The sequence below is a fragment of the Streptomyces sp. NPDC102451 genome, from assembly GCF_044765485.1.
Taxonomy (GTDB): Bacteria; Actinomycetota; Actinomycetes; order Streptomycetales; family Streptomycetaceae; genus Streptomyces.
The window spans coordinates 235687-257798 of record NZ_JBIWKD010000002.1; the positions used below are offsets into that span (position 1 = coordinate 235687).

General features: G+C 73.3%; 18 protein-coding genes. 8 read left to right on the forward strand and 10 right to left on the reverse strand.

All coding sequences use genetic code 11. The annotated features are described in order from the left end of the window. The first annotated feature begins 22 nt into the window (after nucleotides 1-22). Nucleotides 23-409 carry a MerR family transcriptional regulator gene (locus ACIRD8_RS04605; RefSeq protein ID WP_403985952.1) on the forward strand — a complete coding sequence of 129 codons (387 nt, stop codon included), beginning with the start codon at nucleotides 23-25 and terminating at the stop codon, nucleotides 407-409. 52 nt (nucleotides 410-461) lie between these two features. After that, nucleotides 462-4979 carry a HEAT repeat domain-containing protein gene (locus tag ACIRD8_RS04610; RefSeq protein ID WP_403985955.1) on the forward strand — a complete coding sequence of 1506 codons (4518 nt, stop codon included), beginning with the start codon at nucleotides 462-464 and terminating at the stop codon, nucleotides 4977-4979. A gap of 4 nt (nucleotides 4980-4983) precedes the next feature. On the opposite strand, the gene ACIRD8_RS04615 is transcribed toward ACIRD8_RS04610, so the two are convergent. Continuing rightward, a complete protein-coding gene (locus tag ACIRD8_RS04615) occupies nucleotides 4984-5616 on the reverse strand; it encodes a DNA polymerase ligase N-terminal domain-containing protein (RefSeq protein WP_403985958.1) in 633 nt (210 codons plus the stop codon). Nucleotides 5617-5980: 364 nt separating this feature from the next. Here ACIRD8_RS04615 and ACIRD8_RS04620 point away from each other — a divergent pair, with 364 nt between their 5' ends. Further along, nucleotides 5981-6901, forward strand: coding sequence for a family 16 glycosylhydrolase (locus ACIRD8_RS04620; protein WP_403985961.1), 921 nt, complete (start codon nucleotides 5981-5983; stop codon nucleotides 6899-6901). A 54-nt stretch (nucleotides 6902-6955) separates the two neighbouring features. Next, a complete protein-coding gene (locus ACIRD8_RS04625) occupies nucleotides 6956-7948 on the forward strand; it encodes an aldo/keto reductase (protein ID WP_403985964.1) in 993 nt (330 codons plus the stop codon). Between the two features lie 9 nt (nucleotides 7949-7957). Here the strand turns inward: ACIRD8_RS04625 and ACIRD8_RS04630 are convergent, their stop codons facing one another. The 6 genes from ACIRD8_RS04630 to ACIRD8_RS04655 all read right to left on the reverse strand — a co-directional run bounded on the left by ACIRD8_RS04630 (nucleotide 7958) and on the right by ACIRD8_RS04655 (nucleotide 15171). After that, nucleotides 7958-9136, reverse strand: a complete 1179-nt coding sequence (locus ACIRD8_RS04630; RefSeq protein WP_403987255.1) for a serine/threonine-protein kinase — start codon at nucleotides 9134-9136, stop codon at nucleotides 7958-7960. Nucleotides 9137-9411: 275 nt separating this feature from the next. After that, entirely contained in the window at nucleotides 9412-10101 is a 690-nt protein-coding gene (locus tag ACIRD8_RS04635) for an HAD family hydrolase (RefSeq protein WP_403985967.1), read from the reverse strand. Nucleotides 10102-10125: 24 nt separating this feature from the next. After that, nucleotides 10126-10605 (reverse strand): Lrp/AsnC family transcriptional regulator, encoded by a 480-nt coding sequence (locus tag ACIRD8_RS04640; protein WP_403985970.1) that lies wholly within the window; start codon nucleotides 10603-10605, stop codon nucleotides 10126-10128. Nucleotides 10606-10657: 52 nt separating this feature from the next. Then, complete coding sequence (locus ACIRD8_RS04645) at nucleotides 10658-12334, reverse strand: hypothetical protein (protein WP_403985973.1); 1677 nt, start codon at nucleotides 12332-12334, stop codon at nucleotides 10658-10660. A 5-nt stretch (nucleotides 12335-12339) separates the two neighbouring features. After that, the gene (locus tag ACIRD8_RS04650) at nucleotides 12340-14160 is read right to left on the reverse strand and encodes a flavin-containing monooxygenase (RefSeq protein ID WP_403985976.1); all 1821 of its coding nucleotides are present in this window, start codon (nucleotides 14158-14160) and stop codon (nucleotides 12340-12342) included. A 243-nt stretch (nucleotides 14161-14403) separates the two neighbouring features. Next, the gene (locus tag ACIRD8_RS04655; RefSeq protein ID WP_403985979.1) at nucleotides 14404-15171 is read right to left on the reverse strand and encodes an SDR family NAD(P)-dependent oxidoreductase; all 768 of its coding nucleotides are present in this window, start codon (nucleotides 15169-15171) and stop codon (nucleotides 14404-14406) included. Between the two features lie 238 nt (nucleotides 15172-15409). Here ACIRD8_RS04655 and ACIRD8_RS04660 point away from each other — a divergent pair, with 238 nt between their 5' ends. Then, complete coding sequence (locus tag ACIRD8_RS04660; protein WP_403987258.1) at nucleotides 15410-15994, forward strand: TetR/AcrR family transcriptional regulator; 585 nt, start codon at nucleotides 15410-15412, stop codon at nucleotides 15992-15994. Between the two features lie 84 nt (nucleotides 15995-16078). After that, on the forward strand, nucleotides 16079-16528 hold the full coding sequence (locus ACIRD8_RS04665; protein WP_403985982.1) for a hypothetical protein: 450 nt from the start codon (nucleotides 16079-16081) through the stop codon (nucleotides 16526-16528). Nucleotides 16529-16567: 39 nt separating this feature from the next. Here ACIRD8_RS04665 and ACIRD8_RS04670 read toward each other — a convergent pair whose 3' ends face one another. Beyond that, on the reverse strand, nucleotides 16568-17065 hold the full coding sequence (locus ACIRD8_RS04670; protein WP_403985984.1) for a MarR family winged helix-turn-helix transcriptional regulator: 498 nt from the start codon (nucleotides 17063-17065) through the stop codon (nucleotides 16568-16570). 451 nt (nucleotides 17066-17516) lie between these two features. After that, entirely contained in the window at nucleotides 17517-18074 is a 558-nt protein-coding gene (locus ACIRD8_RS04675; RefSeq protein ID WP_403985986.1) for an NADPH-dependent FMN reductase, read from the reverse strand. 344 nt (nucleotides 18075-18418) lie between these two features. Between ACIRD8_RS04675 and ACIRD8_RS04680 the strand changes: the two genes are divergently transcribed. Together ACIRD8_RS04680 and ACIRD8_RS04685 are read left to right on the forward strand one after the other, a co-directional pair. Beyond that, entirely contained in the window at nucleotides 18419-19930 is a 1512-nt protein-coding gene (locus tag ACIRD8_RS04680; protein ID WP_403985989.1) for an FUSC family protein, read from the forward strand. 92 nt (nucleotides 19931-20022) lie between these two features. Then, the gene (locus ACIRD8_RS04685) at nucleotides 20023-21093 is read left to right on the forward strand and encodes a lactonase family protein (RefSeq protein WP_403985992.1); all 1071 of its coding nucleotides are present in this window, start codon (nucleotides 20023-20025) and stop codon (nucleotides 21091-21093) included. Between the two features lie 87 nt (nucleotides 21094-21180). Here ACIRD8_RS04685 and ACIRD8_RS04690 read toward each other — a convergent pair whose 3' ends face one another. After that, nucleotides 21181-22104, reverse strand: coding sequence for a sirohydrochlorin chelatase (locus tag ACIRD8_RS04690; RefSeq protein ID WP_403985995.1), 924 nt, complete (start codon nucleotides 22102-22104; stop codon nucleotides 21181-21183). Nucleotides 22105-22112: the final 8 nt, after the last annotated feature.

Genomic DNA, 22112 nt, shown 5'->3' on the forward strand with positions numbered 1-22112 from the left:
GGACGGCACAGCGGGGGTGGAGATGCGGATCGGTGACGCCGCGGCAGCCGCGGGGACGACTCCGAGAGCGCTTCGGTTCTACGAGGAGCGAGGGCTGCTGCCCCCGCCGGTGCGCAGCACCACGGGGCAGCGGCAGTACAGCACCCGCGATGTGGCCCGGGTCGGGTTCATCCGCGAGATGCTGTCCCTCGGGCTCACCGTGGAGGACCTGAGCCGGTGCGCGGACCGCCTCGATCTGCTGATGGACGGCCCACCGCCGCAGTGCGGCGCCTCCGGGAACGGGAACGCGGGGAGCGAGGGGGTCGCCGCGCGGAGGCTGGCCGTGCTCGACGCGGAGATCGCCCGCCTGACCCGGCTGCGCGAGCAACTCGCGGACCGGCTCGGGCCGGTGGGCCGGCCGGTGCGCTGAGGACGCCGGTATTCGCTGGCCGGAACGTCCCGTACGCACCTAACATCCGACGGTGACGACGACCCCCGCAGACGCGTGGACTCCGCAGCGGCAGCCGGGCCGTGACACCGTCATGGCCCTCCGCCCGGTCTCCGAACTCGGGCCGCTCATCGGGCACACGGACCGTCGTACGCGGTATCTGGGGCTGACCCTCCTCGCCGAGCGGGCGGCCCGGCCCCGGCTGCCGGCCGGCGAGGCGGCCGAGCTGGCGGCCCTGCTGCCGCGGGACGTCCCCGGGCCGCCGGACGAGTCGCTCCTGCTGGCCCAGCTCTACGGGCGGCTCGGAGTCCACAGCCCGCACGGGACGCTGCCCGCCTGGCGTGCGGCCGCGCCGCCGGCACGGGTGCGGATCGCCTGGCTGCGCGCCGAGATCCTCATGGACCCCTCGGTGCTGCGGGACGAGCAGCCCGGCGAAGCGCTCTACCAGGCCGTGCGCGCCGTCGACGCCGGGGACGCCCCCCGCCCGGACCGGCTCGTGGCCGACGTCCTGGGCACCGGTGATCCCGTCCTGCGTACGGAGGCGGTCCGGCTGATCGGACAGGGCCTGCACGCCGGACTGCTGGCACCCGGCCTCGCCAGGGATCATCTGGCCGGGCTGCTCGGCGGCGGCCCGGACGACACGGCCGCCGCAGCCGCCGCGCTGAAGGAACTGGCCGAGCCCTGGGCGGCCTCGGACCCTCTTCCCGCAGCCCGCTTCACCCCGTACCTCGGTGCCGCCCATGCGGCCCCGGTGACGGCTCTCGCGCTCACCGCCGCCGCCCGGCACGGGCACGGGGCACTGCTGCCGCGTACGGCGTCGGACACCGCCGTACCCCCGGAGGTACGGCGCCTGGCCATGGAACTCCTCGGTGACCTGGCGGAACGCGGCGACATCGGCGCGCTGCTGGACATCGCGGCCCAGGATCCGCTGCTGCTCGGCGGGCCCGCTATCAGCTGTCTGCACGGACTCCACCGGCGCGGGCACTTCCCCGATGCGTCCCAGGCGCCGGCCGTCGTCGGTCTGGCGCTGGCCGACCACTCGATCGACCCCCGCACCGTCGCGGCGATCCTCTACACCTGCCGCCGGACGGTCCTGGACCTGCTCTCCCAGGCACCTGCGGACGACCCGGGCGGACCGCGCCGCCTCGACCTGCTCGTCGCCCTGGCCGGGCAGGGGACAGGAGACCTCCCGATCGGGGCGGCGGTCACCCGCATGCTCCCGTCCGCGCGCGTCCCGGGGCCGTATCTCGAAGCGATCCGTGAACTCCGCCACGAGGAAGCCGAGGAGGCCGTGCTCGCCCTGCTGCCCCGTGCTCCCGCCGCCGTCCTCGACACGCTCGAAGCCATCGGCGGAGAGCGCACCGTCGCGGCGCTGACCGAAGCGCTCGGACCGGACACCGACGGGAGCGGGATCGCCCCCTTCCTCCGGCCCGTACACCACCGGGCACTCGAACTCCTGTGGCAGCTCACCACCGATCCGGAGGTTCGGCGCCACCTCCTCACCCGCGTCGACCCGGCCGCCCCGCCCCCGGCCGTCGCGGCCGACCTCGGAGCCCCCGACGAGCGGGAACTGGCCCTGCTGACCGCGGGACCGGAGCCGGACGATCCGGCCGCGGCCCTGTGCGCGCTCGCGGCCCACAGCAGCGCGGCCACCCTGCCCGCCGTCAGCGGCCTGCTGCTGCGGGTCGTGGGCGAACTGGCGGCATCGTGGGAGACGGTGGAGACCGGCCCGCTCCCGGAACCGGCCCGTGCCGAGGAACCCGTCGTCCCCCAGGAGATCGTGGACGCCGTACGCGGCCTGGGCGGCCGGCTGCACGAACGGCGCAGGATCAGGCCGTCCTGCCTGGTCGGCGCCCGGGACGCCCAGGAGGCGGGCGACGCGCTGCTGGCCGACATCGTGCTGGACCTGCTGGACCGGCCGGGCCTGCCGCCCCGCGAGCTGTCCGTCCTGCTCGAAGTCCTGCGCCGCGCACCGTCCGCCCGGACCCGCCCCCGTGTGCACCGGCTGCTGCGCCACCGCGATCAGCATGTGCGCAAGCACGCCATCGCGCTGCTGGCCGCAGGCGCGACGGGCGAGGACGCGCAGGCCCTGTCGGCCACGCTGATCGCACTGACCCGGGCCGAGGACATCCGGACCGTACGGCAGGCGCTGCTCGCCCTCGGCCAAGCCGAGGCCCGCTGGGCCTGCACGGCGATCACGGACCTCCTGGACCACCCCACGATGAACATCAGGAAGACCGCCGCGTCGGTCCTGGCGCGCGCCGGGACGCCCGCCGCCGTGCCCGGCCTCCTGCGCGCACTCGGCCGCAACGACAATCCGGGGCTGCGCACGGGGCTCGTCGCCGCACTGCGCGCGGTGCTGGGTGACGCCTGCACGGCCACGCTCCTCGCCGCCGCCGTACGCTCCGGGGACCCCCGCGAGCGCACGCTGCTGCTGCGGGGCCTCGACGGCACCCTCGCCTCACGCACGGTCGCAGCCCTGGCCGATCAGAGCTCCCCCGTCGTCCCGGACCTGCTCGCCGCGGTGGCCGACGGCCGGATACGTCTCGGTGCGGGGAGTGCCGCCGGGGACCTCGCGGAGCCGGCCGCGGAGTACGGGATCACCGTCTCCGGTCACCCGGCGGCCGGTGACGCGGAATCCTGGGCCGCCGAGCTCCTCGACCACGGCTGGACCGCACAGGTTGCCCTGCGCCTGGCGGACAGCCCGGACACGCTGCCGGTACGGCGCCTGCCGGAGCTGCGGCCGATGCTGGCGGACTGGCTCCGGCTGGCCGGGGCCGTGCCGGAGGCCGCCCGGGACCAGGTCCTCGGCCTCGTCCTGCGGCTCTGCCCCGCACCGTGGCCGCCCGACGAGCTGGACCGCTTCGCGGAGTACGCCCAGGTGCTGACGGAGGGCCTCGCGGGCGAGCGGGAACACCGGGCCGGCCTCCTCGCGGTACTCCAGGCCATGGCGCCCCGGCTGTCCGGTACGGAACGCCTGGAGCTCGCCGACGCCGTACGCGCCATGTCACCCCCGCAGCACGTACGGGCGCTGCGGCTGCTCCGTGCCTGCGACGCCGTGCCGGCCAGGGAGGACCTGGACCGGGCCCTTGCCGCCGCCCGCCTCGCCTCCGATGTGCGGGATGCCGAAACCGCCGTACTGCGTGAGGCGTTCTCCCTGCCGGAGCCACCCACGCCCGACCCTGGGGCGGAGGCGTGGCGGTCCGCCCTGCACCCGGCCCTCCGCACCCGCCGCGCCCTGGAGGAGTTCCGGTGCGGCGTCCCGCACCCACCGGGCTCCAGGCAGCGCCTCTCGGCTCTCATGGCCGCGTACCCCGAGGCCGGCGACGTGGGAGTGCGCGCCCTCCTCGTCGACTGGATGACGGATCTCCAGCCCCTCGGAGCGCCCCCGTGGACGCTTGCCGAGACAGCCGCCCCGGCTTCGGAAGTCGTACGCTCCGGCGACCTCGACGGGCCGCGCACCACCGCGCGGCGCACCCGGCTGCTCGACCTGCTGGAAGGGCCCGACGCCGGCCGCAGATCCGACGCGGCCAGGCAGCTCCTGGGCCGGCCGGAGCCGGACACGGTACGCGCGGTCCTCGACGCGTACCTCCAAGGACGTATCCCCCTGCCCTCCGGTGGCAGCCTGGCCCGCACGCTGGTCACCGTCGATCCCGCGGAGCTGAGCGGCGGGGCCACCCTGCCCGACAGGGTGGCCCTCCTCGCGCGGCAGCTCGGCCCCTGGGACGTCGTGCCGCTGATCCCGTTGCTGCTCGGATGGTGGGAGCACGGCCCCGCCGGCCTCCGGGCGGACGCCGGCCACGCCCTGCGGGCTGCGCCCGCCGAGGTACTGGCGGAGCACCTCCGTCCCCGGATCGAGGCGGGGGCCCGGGGTTTCCTGGACCTGCTGGCGGGCCGGCGGCTGCTGGGCTCCCCCGAGATGAAGAGGATCAGGGAGCGGCTGCGCGCCGAGGGACGTGACGACCTCGCCGAGAGGCTCCTCCTGGACGAAGGACCGGGCTCCGTCCCCCGTACGCCTGCTCCCGCCCCGGCGGCGCGCCGCCCGGCACGCGCGGAGCTGCTGCGCCTGGCCCGTACAGGAGGCCCCGAGCAGATACGCAGGGCCCTCGCCCGCCTCGCGGAGGAGCACGGCGGCCGGGAACCGGACCGGGACCCCGGCCTGAGAGAGGTCATCGGCGAGCTGCTGCACCATCCCAGGCCCAAGGTCAGGCTGCACGCCCACCGGACCTCGCGCGCCATGCTGGACCGGCCTGCCCATCTGCTCCACACGGCCACCCTGCTGGACGACCCGCAGCCGGACATCAGACGCATGGCGATCAGGACGCTCTGCCGCGCCGGCTGGGAACCCGCCGTACCCGCGCTGGTCGCCCTGCTCGACCACACGCACCCCGCGGTCCGCCGAGAGGCTGCCGAAGGGCTCCTGCTGATGGGTGGAGCCGCGGTTCCGGCACTGCGCCACGCCGCCGGCCAGGCCCGTCCCGACAGGCGCTCCCGTTACACAGGTGTCCTGGAGCGGCTCACCGGGTCCGACGACGGGCCGCCCCCGCCCTGAGCTCTCAGTGGGCGCCCTCCCGCTCGGCCACGGCGACCTGGTGCAGGGTGCGGCCGGTGCGGGCCGACCGGGCGTGGTACGGATCGGGGGTGCCCGGCCGGTCGTGGACGGCCTGCCGGTCGTTGGCCTTGATCAGCAGCCAGGCCTCCGGCCCCCGGACCCCCTCCTCGTCGTCGATGTGGAAGCGGGTGAGCGCGAACTCCCCGTGCAGCTTGGCCCCGTCGAGCCGGAACGTGGCGTGCCCGCGCTCCAGGGACTCGGCGAACGGGACGGGATCGCCCGCGAGGTCGTGGCTGGTCGGACTGTAGGTGCCCTGGTCCCAGACGATCACGGTGCCGCTGCCCTGCTCGTCCCGCGGAATGACCCCCTCGAACTCGCGGTACTCCAGGGGATGGTCGTCCGTCGGCACGGCCAGCCGTTTGTCGCTCGGATTGTCCGAGGGGCCGCGCGGCACGGCCCAGGACTTCAGGACGCCGTCGACCTCGAGACGGAAGTCGAAATGCATACGCCGAGCGTCGTGGATCTGCACCACGAAACGCCGTGTGCTCTCGCTGTCCACGCCTGATCCTTCCGCCGGGATGCGTCGGACGGTGCGCGCCTGCCCGGTCGGGTCCGTGCGGGCAGGCGCACAGCCCATATCTCCACTGTGCCGCCGCCGACCGCACGCCGCACGGCGACGGCCGTACGGGAGCGGGGCACTGCGAGGCCGGCCGGCCGGTCCACCGGATCGCCGGAGAACGGCGGGAACGCGGCCGGCGGCGCAGACCAGGGCGAAAGCGTCGGGAAGGGTGACGTCGGTACGGATGCGCATCAGCTGTCCGTTCCTCGCGGGCGACTTCCCTCCGCGGTCACCCGGTCTGGACCAGATCCTTGACGGGCCTCGGGCCACTGCCTTAAATCAAGTGTTGAAAGATACGCCCGGGATGAGCGCGTCACGTGTTCATCTCTCGGTGCTTGTCTGTCATGCGCATGACTGTCATCCCCCCACCAGAAATGAAGTGATGACTGTGCCTTCCCCCCATCACGCGGTGCGCCGCCTCTCCAGGAAGCGCCGCACCACGCTGTACGCCGCGCTCTCCCTGCTGTGCTGCTCCGTGGTCATGACCGCACTTCCCGCCGGAGCCTCGGCCGCACCCGACCCCCACACGGCTGCGTCCTCCACGGGTTCCCGGGCAGCGCAGGCCGTCGCCTTCTCCGACGACTTCGACGGTGCCGCCGGATCCGCCGTCGACGGCGGCAAGTGGCTGACGGAGACCGGCGACAACGTCAACAACCACGAACGGCAGTACTACACGGCGGGCAACAGCAATGCAGCCCTCGACGGCCAGGGCAACCTCGTCATCACCGCCCGCAAGGAGAACCCCGGCAACTACCAGTGCTGGTACGGGACCTGCGAGTACACCTCGTCCCGCCTCAACACCTCCGGCAAGTTCACCGCGACGTACGGACACGTCGAGAGCAGGATGAAGATCCCGCGCGGGCAGGGCATCTGGCCCGCCTTCTGGATGCTCGGCGCCGACATCGGCAGTGTCGGCTGGCCCAACAGCGGTGAGATCGACATCATGGAGAACGTCGGCTTCGAACCCGGCACCGTCCACGGCACGCTGCACGGGCCCGGCTACTCCGGCTCGGGAGGCATCGGCGCCGGCTACACCCTCCCGGGCGGGGCCGCGTTCGCCGACGACTTCCACACCTTCGCCGTGGACTGGGCACCCGACTCCATCACCTGGTCCGTCGACGGCACCGTCTACCAGCAGAGGACCCCCGCGGACCTCAACGGCAACGACTGGGTGTTCGACAAGCCGTTCTTCCTCATCCTCAACCTCGCCGTCGGCGGCTACTGGCCGGGCGACCCGGACGGCAGCACCAGCTTCCCGCAGGAGCTCGTCGTCGACTACGTCCGTGTGACCACGGGCGACTGACCGCGGACGCGGACCGGCGGCGGCCACCCCCGCCGGTCCGCGCACCGACGTAGCATGATCCGCATGGAGCAGCGCACACTCGGCAGGACCGGCCGTGACGTATCGGTCGTAGGACAGGGCACCTGGCAGCTGGGCGGGGACTGGGGCGAGGTGCGGGAGACCGATGCCTTCGGTGTCCTGGACGCCGCCGTCGAGTCGGGGGTCACCTTCTTCGACACGGCCGACGTCTACGGCGACGGCCGCAGCGAACAGCTCATCGGCCGCTATCTGAAGGACCGCCCGGACGCGGACGTCTTCGTCGCCACCAAGATGGGCCGGCGCGCGGAACAGGTTCCCGAGAACTACGTCCTGGACAACTTCCGCACCTGGAACGACCGCTCACGCGCCAACCTCGGCGTCGACACCCTCGACCTCGTACAGCTGCACTGCCCGCCCACGGCCGTCTACTCCTCCGACGCCGTGTACGACGCCCTGGACACGCTCGTCGCCGAGCAGCGGATCGCCGCGTACGCGGTGAGCGTCGAGACGTGCGCCGAGGCGCTCACGGCCATCGCCAGGCCCGGAGTCGCGAGCGTCCAGATCATCCTCAACCCGTTCCGCCTGAAGCCCCTCGACGAGGTCCTCCCGGCGGCGATCGAGGCCGGGGTCGGCATCATCGCGCGCGTTCCGCTCGCCTCCGGGCTGCTGTCCGGCAAGTACACCGCCGACACCGTGTTCGCGCCCGAGGACCACCGCACCTACAACCGCCACGGCGAGGCGTTCGACCAGGGCGAGACGTTCTCCGGCATCGACTACGCGACCGGAGTGGCCGCCGCGGCCGAGTTCGCCGCGCTCGCTCCCGAAGGCGCCACCCCGGCCCAGACCGCGCTGCGCTGGATCATCCAGCAGCCCGGCGTCACCAGCGTCATCCCCGGCGCACGGTCGGTGGAGCAGGCCCGCGCCAACGCGTCGGCCGCCGCCCTCCCGCCGCTCCCGCAGAGCACCCTCGACGCGGTGCGCGACCTGTACGACCGGCGGATCCGCGCGGAGGTCCACGCGCGCTGGTGACCCGCCGGCTCAGTCCTCGTCTTCGTCGCCGTCACCGGCCGGGTCCACCGCCGACCCGGCCGGCGCGGGCGACTCGATCCCTGCCGTCGGGGTGGAGCCGGGATCCGGGGTGTCCGCCGCCCCGGTGTCCGGCGCGAAGATGACCGTGCCCAGATACACCGCCGCCAGGAACGCGACCGTCCCCGCCACGGCGCTCGCCACACGCGGACGCCGGCGGATGGCCTCACCCGTGCTGATCCGGCGTGTCGTGGCCGACCGGGCCGCGGATCTGGACGCCCGGGGTGCGGGAGCCGCCCGTCTGCGGCCGGTGGCCTGCGGCAGCCGGTACGTCGACCCGCTCGCGGGGCCCGAGGTGCCCGGGGCCGGTGCGGCGGCGGGGGCGACGGGCCGAGGGGCGGCGGCCGTGTGATGCGGCAGCGGCTCCGGCCGCCCGCGCCAGGCGTCCGTACGGAACCAGTCGGAGACCTGCTGCGCACTCGGCCGGTCCTCGGGCTTCTTCGCCAGCAGGCCCAGCAGATACGAGTCGAAGGCGGGGGAGACGTCCACCCCCCGCTGCCTGACCGGCACCGGAGGCGTGTCCACGTGCTGATAGAGCGTCGCGGTCGCCGTGTCCGAGCGGAACGGCGGCTGCCCGACCAGCAGCTGGTAGATGACACAGCCCAGGGAGTACATGTCCGACGCCGAGTCGGCCGTACGGCCCAGGGCCCGCTCGGGCGCCAGATACAGGCTCGTACCGACGATGTGGCCGGCCGTGGTCAGTGCCGTCGAGGGGTCGTCGACGAACTGGGCGATGCCGAAGTCCCCGATCTTCACCGACCCGTCGGCGTCCAGCATCAGGTTGCCCGGCTTGATGTCCCGGTGGACGATGCCCTGCCGGTGCGCCGCGGCCAGGCCGGCGGCGGCCTCACCGGCGATACGGGCCACCTGCTCGGGATGGACCGTCTCCTGAGCCTCCAGCAGATCCCCGAGGCTCCGGCCCTCGACCAGCTCCATCACCAGATAGAAGCGGTCCTCCCAGGAACCGAAGTCGAACACCGCCACCAGGTGAGGGTGGCTCAGACGCGCGGCCGTCTGCGCCTCCAGGCGGAAACGCGCGGTCGACGAGGCATCGGCCTGGTCGCCCAGCAGCAGCTTCACCGCCACGGCCCGCCCCAGAACCTCGTCCTCGGCGCGCCACACCTCGCCCATACCGCCACGGCCGATGGGGGATATCAGCCGGTACCGTCCAGCAACCAGCACCTGTGCACACCAATCTCGAATTGTGGCCCGCTCCGACTGCCGCGGCGGCGACCTCGTCGGGCTCATCGCCTCGGTACGGTGCGTCGGGATGCGCGGCATGATCAGGATATCCGTCCCCCGGACCTCCGCTCGCCCGGCCGGAGCCCGGGACGCCGGATCCGGCCAATCGGCGGGCCCGACCGGCCTGTTCCCACCCGCCTGGGAGCCGCCCGACCGGCCTGTTCTCACCCGGCGGAGAGCCAGTCGAGCACGGCGGACGCGGTGAACTCCCCCTGCCCGCCCGGGAACAGCAGCTCCGCCTTCCCGAACGCCGCGTCGTCCGACGGTGCACGGGTCTCCGGGATAGCGACACAGCGCATTCCCGCCGCATGGGCCGCCCGGACTCCCGGGACGGCGTCCTCCAGGACCACGCACGAGTCCGGCGCCACGCCCAGCCGCCGGGCCGCCTCCAGGAAGACGTCGGGCTCCGGCTTGCCCTGGGCCACTTCCTCGGCGGACACGTACAGCGGGAGGTACGCGTCCAGCCCCGTGACCGCCAGCGTGGCCGCGATCGCGGCCCTGGACGACCCCGACGCCACCGCCATCGGCACCCCGTCCTCGTACAGCCGCCCGACGAGCGTCCGCATCTCGGGGAAGACGGTGGTGGACGTCCCGGCGAGCTCCAGGTACAGGGCGTTCTTGCCGGCCAGCAGCTCGTCGACCGGCGCCTCGATGCCGTACTCCGCCCGCAGGACGGTGAGGGTCTCACGGGTGCCGATCCCGATGAAGCGGGCGTGGTCGTCCCAGCCGAAGTCCCGCACGCCGTACCGGGCGAGGAGGCGGCGGCCCGCCTCGTAGTAGTTCGGCTCGCTGTCGACGAGGGTGCCGTCGAGGTCGAAGAGGACGGGCGGTGCGGGGCGGCGCGGGGTGTTCATGGCCTCCAGCATGCCCGACGGCGGTCAGCCGGGGCCCGCCGCCCGTCCCACCGCCTCGACCAGCGGCAGGACCCGGTGGGTGACACGCTCGCGCAGCGCCACCTCGGTCCGGGTCCTGACCACTCCGGGGAGCTGGATCAGCTGCTGGATCACGTCCTCCAGATGCCCGTTGTCACGGGCCACGACGCGTGTCAGGAGGTCGCCGCCCCCGGTCGTCGAGAACGCCTCGATGATCTCCGGGACGGCGGCGAGCGCGTCACCCACCTCGTCCAGATGCCCCTGGGTCACCTCCAGGTGGACGAAGGCGAGCACCGGGTGGCCGAGGGCCGCGGGGGAGAGGGCGGGGCCGGTGCCCGTGATCACTCCGTCCCGCTCCAGGCGGTCCATCCGGGCCTGAAGGGTGCCGCGTGCCACGCCGAGGATGCGCGCGTACTCGCGCACGCTGGTGCGCGGCTGCTCGATGAGCAGCCGCAGGATGCGGGTGTCGAGGGCGTCCACCGCCATGTCCGGCTGTGCTCCTCCCGGCTCGGTGATCGGTCGCCCGACCGCATCCATCCTATGTCGGCCGGCCGGACGGGGTCAGCCGCAGCAGGGTGCCCTCGCCGTCGGCCGACAGGACGAGCGAACCGTCCGGTGCGGCGGCGATCCCGGCGAAGCGGCGGGCCAGGCCCGGCAGGCCGTGGGCGAAGAGCGCGGGCTCGTCCTCCGGTGGGAGGGGACCGGCGTCCGGCGAGGGGCCGACCGGCAGGTCCTCGGCCTCGGTCCAACTCTCCGACGTGGTCAGGGAGATCGCGCGCACCCTGCGGTGCCCGGTCTCCACCGCGTACAGCGCGTCACCCAGGACCGTCAGCCCCTGAGGTGCGCCGAGCCCGTCGGCGACGACGGCCGCCGCACCGTCCGGACCCAGTCTGAGCACGGCGCCCGCCTGCTCGTCGCTGACGTAACACCGCCCCGCCCCGTCGAAGGCCACGTCGACCGGGCGGCGCAGGCCCTCCGCGAGCACGGTGACCTTGTCGTCCCCGTCGACGGCCAGCACCCTGCCGGCGCCCGTCTCGGCGACCACGAGCGAGCCGGACGGGCTCACCGCGATGCCCATGGGCCGGTCCAGCCCGCCCACGCGGGCCCGCATCGATCCCTGCCCGGGGTCGTAGGTCCGTACGTCCCCGAACTGCGAGGTGAGGTGCAGGAGTCCGCCCTCCGCCACGATGCCGTGGACGAACGGCGCCAGGACGTGGACGGCCGGTTCACCCGCGTCCGCACCGCCGGTGTCGTCGGCCCGGACGCCCTCGCGGGTGACCGGCGGGCCCGCCACCCGGTAGTGGTCGGCCGCGTACACCGTGCCGCCCGGGCCGACCGTGACGCCGTACGGGCCGTCGAAGCCGCGAGGCACGATCACCCGGGTCCGACCGTCGGGGCGCATCTCGGTGATGCCGCCGCTGGCGTAGCTGGAGACGTACATCCGGTTCTCGGCGTCGAACGCCGCGTTGTCCAGGCCCACCACGCCGCTGGTGACCAGGGTCCTCGACCCGGAGCCGTGCAGATCGATGCGGGTCACCCGGCCCTCCGGACCGAGTGACAGCACGTGCAGGACACCGCCCTGGTCGAAGCGCACCGCGACCGGCCGGTCCACCTGGTCCGCGACCATCTCCGGCTCACCGCCGTCCGGCGGGATGCGCCAGACCTGCCCGCTCATCATGTGCGGGTAGTAGAGGCACCCGTCGGGCCCGCGCTGCATCGCGTTGCCCATGGCGAGCCCCTCGGTGAGCACGACCGGCTCACCTCCGTCGGGGAAGAGCTCCAGCAGACGGCCGCCGGGCTTCATCTCGTTGACGAACAGCCGGTCGCCGACGCAGGTGATGCCGTTGGGGTTCTTCACCTCGTCGCACACCAGGGAGTACTCGCCCCGAGGAGTACGCCGCCAGACGCGGCCCGGGACCAGGTCGGCGATGTACATCGAGCCGTCCGCACCGAACGCCAGGTCGTCCGGCGACAGGACCGGACCGCCCGCCGGTACGACGACGTCGAGTTCACCCCTCGCCAGATCGACCGCGCTGATCCGGCCGCCCAGGAACTCGGCGACGTACAGCCGGCCGTCCGGGCCGAACGCGATGCCGTTGGATCCCCACAGCGGGTTGGCCGGATTGAGCCTCTCCGCCGTCGGGTGGGCGCTCCGTGACCCTGTTCCGCCGAACCTGCTGGGGTAACCGGCCGCCTGCCCGTCCGTCCCGCGCACGCCCGTCACTCCCCCTCGACCAGGACGTCGTCCATGCCGTCGCCCGCGCGCCACTTCCTGAGCAGCTCGTGGAAGGCGACCGGCCCGTCGCCGAAGGATTCGCTGCGCGCCCGCGGCTTGCCCTCGTTGTTGTAGTACCCGGGGGTGCACTCCGCCTGGAACGCGTGCAGGCTCGGCGCCTTCCGGCGGATCGTGGCCACCCACTCCTCCTGCGCCTCGACGGTGGGCTCGACGTGCCTGGCCCCGCGCCGGTCCGACTCGGCGACGACCTCGGCGACATGCGTGGCCTGCTCGTCGAGGATGTGGACGTAGTTGACGGAGCTGGCGTTCTGCAGCGGGCCGAGCTGGAAGAAGTTCGGGAACCCGTGGCTGTAGAACCCGTGGAGCGTCTTCGGACCCTCGGCCCAGGACTCCAGCAGGGTCACCCCGTCCCGTCCGTACACCGGGAGCTTCCCGGACATCACTCCGGAGACACCCACCTCGAACCCGGTCGCGAAGATGATGCAGTCGACCTCGTACTCGACGCCGCCGACCACCACGGAGTTCTCGGTGATGCGCTCGACGCCGTGGCTGTCGGCCGTGTCGACGAGCGTGACGCCCGGCCGGTTGAAGGTCTGCAGGTAGTGGTCGCTGAACGTGGGCCGCTTGCACATGTAGCGGTACCAGGGCTTGAGCTTCTCCGCGGTCTCCTCGTCCTCCACGAGGGCGTCCACGCGGGCGCGGATCTCGTTCATCTTCTGGAAGTCGGCGATCTCGTAAGCCCGTTCACGCTCCTCGGCCGGTACGTCCGCGTACGTGTCGGTCGGGATGAGCTTCTCCTGCAGACGGGCCGTGCTGGTCCAGGCGTCGTCCACCAGGTCCTCGTCGACCTTCTTGCCCGTGACGACCTCGAGGAAGTTCTCCATCCGCCGCCGCTGCCAGCCGGGCCGGAGCGACTCGGCCCATTCCGGGTCGGTGGGCCGGTTGTCCCGGACGTCGACCGAGGAGGGCGTGCGCTGGAACACGTACACCTCACGTGCGTCGGCCCCCAGGTGCGGGACGACCTGGATGGCCGTGGCGCCGGTGCCGATGAGGGCCACACGCTTGTCGGCCAGGCCCGTCAGGCCACCGTCCTGGTCGCCCCCGGTGTACGCGTAGTCCCAGCGGCTGGTGTGGAAGGTGTGGCCCGCGAAGGTCTCGATGCCCGGTATGCCGGGCAGCTTCGCCTGGCTGAGCGTGCCGCTCGACACCACCACGTACCGGGCCCTGATGCGGTCCCCGCGATCGGTGGCCACCGTCCACTCCGACGCGCCGTCGTCCCAGCGCAGCTCGGTGGCCCCGGTCTGGAAGCAGGCGTCGCGGTAGAGGTCGAAGTGCCGGGCGATGGCCTGCGCGTGCTCGCGGATCTCCTCGCCGGGGGCGTACTTCCACTTCGGGACGTAGCCGACCTCCTCCAGCAGGGGCATGTAGGTGTACGAGTCGATGTCGCAGTGGATCCCGGGATACCGGTTCCAGTACCAGGTACCCCCGAAGTCCCCGCCCTTCTCGATCACCCGGATCGACCGTACGCCGGCCTGCCGCAGCCGGGCGGCCAGGAGACCGCCGAACCCACCGCCGACGATCACCGCGTCGACCCGGTCCAGCAGGGGCTCCCGTGTGAAGTGCGGGTCGGCGTGCGGGTCGGCGTCGTAATAGCCGAACTCACCGGCGGCGCTCCGGTACTGCGCACTGCCGTCCGGGCGGATCCGCCGGTCGCGTTCCGCGCGGTACTTCAGACGCAGCTCTTCCGGATCGAAGCCCGGCTCCTGCGCGTCGGGGCCGGTGGGTGAGGTGTGGGGGGAGGGCATGCGGTGCCTCGTTCCTCTGGAGGGCGTGGGGCGGACCAGGGCTGGTGTCGTCGTGCGGCCGCAGGCGCACCGGGTGTCCGGGCGGCGGCCGTGGGCGGGTGCGGGTGTCTGCGTCCGGGAAGTCCATCGGCAACTGCCGCGGTTCTCACGGGACTTGCGGTGCGGTCCCGACCTGAGAGTGCATAGTACACATCATGTGGCTGATACACATTGCGGACCCGCCCGGTGGAGGGTGAGGGGTGCTCAGACCGCGGACCAGCCGTTGTCGACGGGAAGGATCGCCCCGTTGATGTTGCTCGCCGCGTCGGATGCGAGGAAGACGATCGCCGCCGCCTGCTCCTCCGCCCGGGCGGGTGATCCGACATTGCCCATGTAGGGGGCGAGGGCCGCCGGACCGTGGGCGCCGCGGTCGGCGTCGACCCGGATGTTGGTGACCGTGCCGCCCGGGGCGATGGCGTTGGAGCGGATGCCCTTGTCGCGGTACATGACCGCCAGGGACTTGGTCAGCCCGGCGATGCCGTGCTTGGACGCGGTGTACGCGGCACCCGCCGCACTGCCCCTCAGGGAGGCCTCGGAGGCCGTGAAGACGACGGCGCCCTTCCCGGCGGCGAGCATGTGCGGCAGTACGGCCCGCGTGAGGCGGAACGGGGCCGTGAGGTTGATGCCGACGACCCGCTCCCACTCGTCGTCGCCGGTGTCGGCCGCCGCCGACATGCTGTCCATGACTCCGGCGTTGTTGACCAGGACGTCTATGCCGCCGAACTCCTCCACCGCCGTCGCCGCGACCCGGTCGACGACCGCCTGGTCCCGCAGGTCGCCGATCACGGTCACCGCGGTCCCACCGGCCCGCTCCGCCTCCTCGGCGACGGTCCGGGCGGCCGCGCCGTCGACATCGGCGATCACGATGCGCGCACCTTCCTCCGCGAACAGCAGGGCGGTGGCCCGGCCGATGCCCGATCCGGCGCCGGTGACGATGACGCTGCGGCCGTGGCCGCTGGTGGTGACGCTCACGTGATGCTCCTCGTGTCCGGTGGTGGGGGAGGCACGCTACCTTTAATGGCGGGTAGTGCCAAAATGGCGAGGGGTGCCAGAAAAGATATCGATACGATGGGCGCAGCCGTAAGGAAGGTGGCCGAAAACCGTGGAAACCGCGCACGTCAACGGGGCGGACGACGCTGCCCGGCCGGCGGCCGGACCCGAGGTCGGAGCAGGTGCCGCGGCCGGCGGAGCACGCCTCGGGCGCCCGCCGCTGACCGAGCGCCGCAAGGCCGCGACCCGGCTGGAGATCGCCCGCGAAGCCGTACGCCTCTTCGCCGACCGGGGTGTGGCCGCGACCACCGCCGACGAGATCGCCACCGCCGCCGGGATCTCGCAGCGGACCCTGTGGCGCTACACCTCGTCCAAGGAGCTGTGCGTACGCCCCCTGCTGACCTACGCGCTCGACTTCGTCATCGCGCTCATGAGGTCGTGGCCACGTGACCGGCCGCTGGCGGAGGCAGTCGCGGGGAAGCCGTCCTCGCGGGCGGACGCGTCGGCGGACACCGACGCGGAGGCGCTGCGCGACCTGGTCCTGCTCACCCGGACCGAGCCGGGGCTGCGCGCCGTATGGCTCCAGGTCCACCATGACGCGGAGCCGGCCTTCGCCGAGGTTATCGCCGAGCGGACGGGCTACGGACCCGACGATCTCCAGCCGCGGGTGCAGGCGACCCTGCTCAACGGCGCGCTCCGCATCGCGGTCGAGCAGTGGGCGTGGGGCGCGGACCCGCGGCCGGAATCCCTGTCCCGCACCATCCACCGGGCGCTGGCCATCGCCCGGTCGGGCCTCTCCGACTGACCTCCCGCCCCGCCCCGGGGCCCGAGGATCTGGACGTGTCCGCTCGCGCGGCCGGTCGTTGACCAGGGCATGAACCTGCGGCCCATGTCCCTCGTGCTCGTCGCCCTGCTGAGTACGGCCGGATGCGTCTCCGTCCGGACAGAGGCGGAGAGGCCCGCGCCCTCCGCCTCCGCACGCCCCGGAAACGCCCCCGCCGCGCAGGCGTCCACGGCGCCCGCCGCACCCCCGGCCGTCCACGACGCCCTGGGGAAGGCCGACGAGGGGACGGACCGCACGAGAGACGGGAAGCGGAAGAAGGAGAAGGGGGTGCGCGCGCCGGCTCGCGCGGAAGCCGGCGCACCACCGGCCGGCCAGGAGGCGCGGAACCAGCCACCACACGTGGCTCCTGCCCGCCCCGAAGCACCGCGCCCAGCGGCGCCGCCCCGCCGGTCCCAGCCGCGGCAGACGTACGACATGCGCACCGTCTGCGCGACCGGCCGGGGGGTCGCGTCCGCCGAGATCGTCGACCTGTGCCGCACCACGTACGGCCGTTGACGGCGCGTCGAACCGGTGGGCCGCGTCGCCGGTACCGGCTCAGGCGCAGCCGGCCGACGGGGGAGCGGGAGGAGCGTCGGTCGCGCGCAGGCGGCCGAGCATCGTCTCGGAGATCTCCGTCAGCGCGTCGAGCTGTCCGTCGTCGAGCGGATCCGTCAGCCACTGGCGGATGTGTGCGGCACGGCGCGGGATCGCGGCGGTGATGGCCGCGAGGCCCTCGGGGCCGAGGGCGATGACCGTGCCCCGGGACGACCCGGGGCACTGCTCGCGGGTGAGCAGCCCGCGGCCGATCATCCGGTTCAGGTGATGGTGCAGCCGGCTCTTCTCGAACTGCGTGACATCGCTCAGTTCGAAGGCGCGCAGCCGATGCTCCGGAGCCTGCTCCAGTGCGCTGAGGATGGCGAAGTCGGGTTCGGACAGACCGGTGTCCTGCTGGAGCTGCTGGCCGAGCCGCCGCCAGAACAGCACCTGGGTCTCGAAGAACGCACGCCAGGCGCGGTCCTCGCGCGCCGTGAGATGGTCTGCGGTGCTGTTCATGGCACGGAATCCTAGGGAGAGCGAGGGGAGGTTGACACGTCATCCCAGTGCGCCATGATCACGCCCCCGTGTCAACCCGTCCCCGTACACCGCACGGCCGCGTACGGAGGGGTGCCGTCCGGCGGGCACCCGCCGCCGCGGCCCTGGCTCCCGCCTCCGTCAGCGACTCGGCGATCTGCTGGGCCCACGCCGGCCGCACCGGCAGCCTCCGGTCGGGACGGATCCAGGCGATCAGCGACGTACCCCCGGGCGACATCGCCGCCGTGCGCGACAGGGAGCGCCGCGCGTACGCGCCCCCTGAGCGTGCTTCCGAAGACCCTGCGGTTCCGTACGGGCGGTGATCCCCGCGGCGGGACCCGGCACTCTTCCGCGCGGAGCACCGAGAGGCCCCCTCCCGCGCTCGGCGTGGGAGGGGGCCTCTCGGCGCGGAGGCGGTGCGGCGTCCGGACGGTCAGGCGCGGAGAGCCTTCAGCGCTCCGGCCCACTTCTCCAGCTGGTCGAGCACCCGGCCCAGTTCCTCCTCGCGGGTCTCCGACGGGGCGAAGGCGGGGTAGTCGGGGAAGTCGGCCGAGACGGGCAGCGGAAGCTGTGCCTGCACGGTCGCGATCTGGAGCTCGGCAGCGATCTGCCGAAGGTGCTCCACCGCGCGCACGCCACCCGCGGCCCCGATGCTGACGAAGCCCGCGGCCTTGTTGTTCCACTCGCCGTAGATGTAGTCGAGCGCGTTCTTCAGCGCCGCGGGGGCGCTGTGGTTGTACTCAGGGGTGACGAAGACGAAGCCGTCGAACTCGGCGATCTTCGCTGCCCAGCGCTTGGTGTGCGCCCCCTCGTACTGCCCGTACTGCGGCGGCAGTGCTTCGTCGTAGGCCGGCAGGTCGAAGTCCGCGATGTCGACCAGCTCGTAGTCGGCCTCCGGACGCTTGGAAGCGACGCCGTGCACCCACTCGGCCACCTCGCGGGTGACCCGGCCCGGGCGGACGCTTCCGACGATCACGGCAATTCTGGGCATGGCTGCTCCCCATCCGAATGAGTTGATGTATCAACTCAAGAGTGCGGGAGTTCGAGGTGACGCGTCAACTCCCTTCGGGATCTGTTCACAGGGCTGAAGCGATCGGCGCGCCGCCCGCGCCGTTCGTACGCCGGTGTCGCGTGAGGCTGGTCCGTTGGCTCCGCTGTGGCCGGGACGGAACGGGTCAGGCTGGGCCATTGGCCCAATGAACGGGGCATCGGTTGAACCGCCAGCCCGGCAGGTGCTGAGATAGAGCTGTCAATGGCGCTGCGGGTCCCCCGGGGGATCTCTGCGGCGCCTTTCTCATGTCTGCGGTGGTCCATGCGTGAAAGGGGCGGGGTAGTTTGCTGAAGAGGGCGTTCGTCGCACATGACCCGGGCCGGATGCGCCTGCGTTTCGCGTCCCGGGCGGTGCTCGGCATCGGGCTCGCCGTCGCGCTGTGCGGGGCGGCCGGGCACTCGCTGGTGGCGGCGGTCGCCGGTGGCCTGGCCGCGCTGCTCGCCCTGTTCACCGTGACCGACCCGACGGTGCGCGGGCAGGCGGTCACGACCGCGCTCCTTCCCGTAGTCGGCCTGCCGGTGCTCACGCTCGCCGCCGTGCTGCACGACGTACCCGTCGCACGCGACCTGGCGTTCCTCGCCGTCGTCGGGGCAGGGGTGTACGCGCGGCGCTGGGGCCCTCGCGGGCACTCGCTGGGCGTGTTCGGCTTCATGGCCTATTTCTCCGCCCAGTTCCTGCACACCGTGCCCGGCCAGCTGCCCGAGCTGTACGCGGCCGTCCTGCTGTCGCTCGTCGCGTCGTCGGCGGTGCGGTTCGGGGTGTGGTGCTACGAGCGGCGGATCGCTGCCCCCGTGGCCGTCGCCCTCCCCGCCGGGGCGGAGGGGCTCGGGCGGATCACGACGCGGCAGGCCGTGCAGGCGACGGCGGGGGCGGGGTTCGCGCTCGCGGTGGGACAGCTGCTCTCCGATCAGCGCTGGTACTGGGCGGTAGGTGCCACCTGGTGGGTGTTCGTGGCCACGACCTCGCGGGGCGAGACCGTCGTGCGCGGGTTCAGGCGATTCCTGGGGACGGTGCTCGGCATCGGGCTGGGCTTCGCCGTGGCCGTGCCGCTGCACCACGAGCCGGTCGTGGCCGCCGTGGTCGTGGCGATCAGCGTGTTCGGGATCTTCTACACCGCCGCCGTCTCCTACACCTGGATGATGCTGGCCGTGACCGTGATGGCGAGCATGCTGTACGGGCTGCTCGGCGTGCTCGACGCGGGCCTGCTCATGCTGCGGGTGACCGAGACGGGGGTCGGGGCGCTCGGCGCCGTACTGGCGGTGCTGTTCGTGCTGCCGGTGACCACGCACGCGGTGACCGAGGCGTGGGTGGAGCGGGCGCTGCGGTGCGTGCACACGTGCACGGCGGAGGCCGCCGCCAGGCTCGCCGGGAGCGAGGAGGCCGACCCGCCCCGGCACGTCGCCGAACTGGAGGCGATCCTCGGCCGGGTGCGCTTGTCGCTCGCGCCGCTGGTGCATCCGCTCAACCCGGTGAAGGCACGCAAGCGACGGGCGCGGCAGGTGCTCGCGCTGCTCGACGACTGCGCACGCGAGGTGCGCGGCCTGGCCTCCGTCGCCGCCGACCCCGAGGCCTCGCACGACATCCGGCTCGCCGCGGCCTGCTGGCGGGTGGAGGCCGCCGTCGAGGCGCTCACCGACGCGCCGGCCGTCGGACGGCACCTCCGGCTCGACGACGCGACGGCCACGGAGCTGACGGGTGCCGAACAGGTGCTCGCCCACCTCCATGCGCTGGAGCGCGCCCTGCTCGAACTCGCCGTGCCCCTGCGCAGGCCCAGCCGCATTCCGGCCGGCGCCTGACGACGCGCTCCTCCTTTCTGGTCCGGACCAGAAAACGCCGCCTGCTACCGTCGCCCGGGAAGATCGTGCCGGATGTGAAGAGGGGTAGCGCGATGGGCGCCGACCACGCAAAGCGGGCATTCATAGGGTCGTTCACCTCGGCGGGCGGCCATGGAATCAGCGTCGCCGCCGTCGACCGGGACACCGGGGCGCTGTCCGTGCTCGCGTCCACTGACGCCCTGGCGGACCCGTCCTTCCTCGCGGTCGGCCACGCGCCGGGGGCGGGCGGCCCCGTCCTCTACGCGGTCAGTGAGGCCTCCGACGGCGCCGTGGCGGCCTTCTCCACCGACGAGGACGGCTCACCGCGGCTGATCGGCGAGGTGCGACCGGTCGGCGGGAGCAGCCCCACCCATCTGGCCCTCGCCGCGGGCCATCTCCTGACGGCCAACTACGGCTCCGGCAGTGTCACCGCGCTGCCCGTGCGGGACGACGGCTCACCCGGGCCCGCGACCGCCGTGCTCCGGCACGAGGGCCGCGGCCCCGACGAAAGCCGTCAGTCGGGCCCGCACGCGCACCAGGTGCTGGCGGACCCCTCGGGGGCCTGGGTGCTGAGCGTGGACCTCGGTACGGATTCCGTGCGTGTCTGTGCCCTCGACCCCGGCACCGGCTCCCTGCGGCTGCACGCCGAGACGGCGCTGCGGCCGGGGACCGGGCCGCGCCACCTCGCCTTTCACCCGTCCGGGGGACACGTGTACGTCCTGAACGAGCTGGAGCCGACGGTCACCGTGTGCCGCTGGGACGCGGCCGGAGGCCTGCTCGAACCGCTCGGGGAGACGCAGGTGCTGCCGCACGACTACGACGAGGGAGCCGCCGTGCGTACGTACCCCTCGGAAGTGGTGGTCTCGCGCGACGGCCGCTTCCTGTGGACCGCCAACCGCGGGCACGACAGCATCTCGGTCCTCACGCTCGACGAGACGGGCGAGAAGCCCGTCCTGGCGGCGGCCGTGGGCTGCGGAGGGCGCTGGCCCCGCGATCTCGCCCTCGACCCCACCGGGCAGTGGCTGTACGCCGCCAACGAGCACTCCGGGAACGTCAGCTGGTTCGCCGTGGACGCGGAGACGGGAATCCCGGCGCACGCGGGATCCGTCGAGGTCCCGGCCGCCTCCTGCGTGGTCTTCGTCTGACGTCGGCGCGGACCCGCGACGACGTACGGCGCGGACCGGGGAGAACCGGTCCGCGCCGCAGTCGTCCCGGCACGGGAGTGGCGCGGATCAGTGCGCCTGGGCTCCCTGCGGGGTCGCCGGGGTGATGCCCAGCGTCGTCGCGTACAGGGAGAGCACGAGCTTCCCGATGGCCGGGTACGCGCCCAGCGGCTCGGCGGTCGAGCAGCCGGCCTCCTTCGCGGCGGCGTCCAGCAGCCCGGCGTCGATCTCCGGGCCCACCAGGTACGGCGCCAGCGCGAGCTGGGCGGAACCGGAGTTCTGCAGCTGCGCGGCGATCGAGGCGACCGAACCCTCGACGTCCAGGGCCGCGGCCATCACCGGCACGGCGAGACGGGCGGCCAGCAGCATGCCGGTGATCCCGGCGGCCTGCACGGCCTCCTCGCCGCCCACCGTGGCCAGCACGATGCCGTCGGCCGCGGTCGCCACGGTGAACAGCCGCGCGCGGTCCGCGCGCGCCAGACCGGCCTCCGAGAGGCGTACGTGCAGCGCCTCGGCGAGCAGCGGGTGCGGACCCAGTACGTCGGTCAGCTCGGCCTGCGTACCGCTGTCCATGACCGCCTGCCGTATGCGCCGGATCAGGGCGCTGTCCGGGCCCGCGAGCAGCGGCACCACGACGGCGGACGGGCCCGAGGGCTCGGCGACCTCGCGGCCCGCGGCGGTGGCCTGCTCGTAGCGCGCGGTGCGCTCGGTGGCGGCCTGGGTCAGTACGGAGGTGAGCGTGGGATATTCGGCGTCGTCGCCGTCGAGATAACCGATCTGCGCGTTCAGACCGGGCAGCTCGGAACGGGCGATGCTGATCACTTCCTCGGCCAGGCTGCGCGAGGCCGGGGAAGGGGTACCGGGAAGGGCAAGAACGAGCGCGGCAGCGCCCTCAGGTGCGACCACGGGCTCCGGGCGGCGGTGCCGTCCGGACTGGCGAGGTCGCGGCATTCGTACAGGCAGGCCGGAAGCGGGCCCAGTGGGGGTGCTCATGGCGCCGC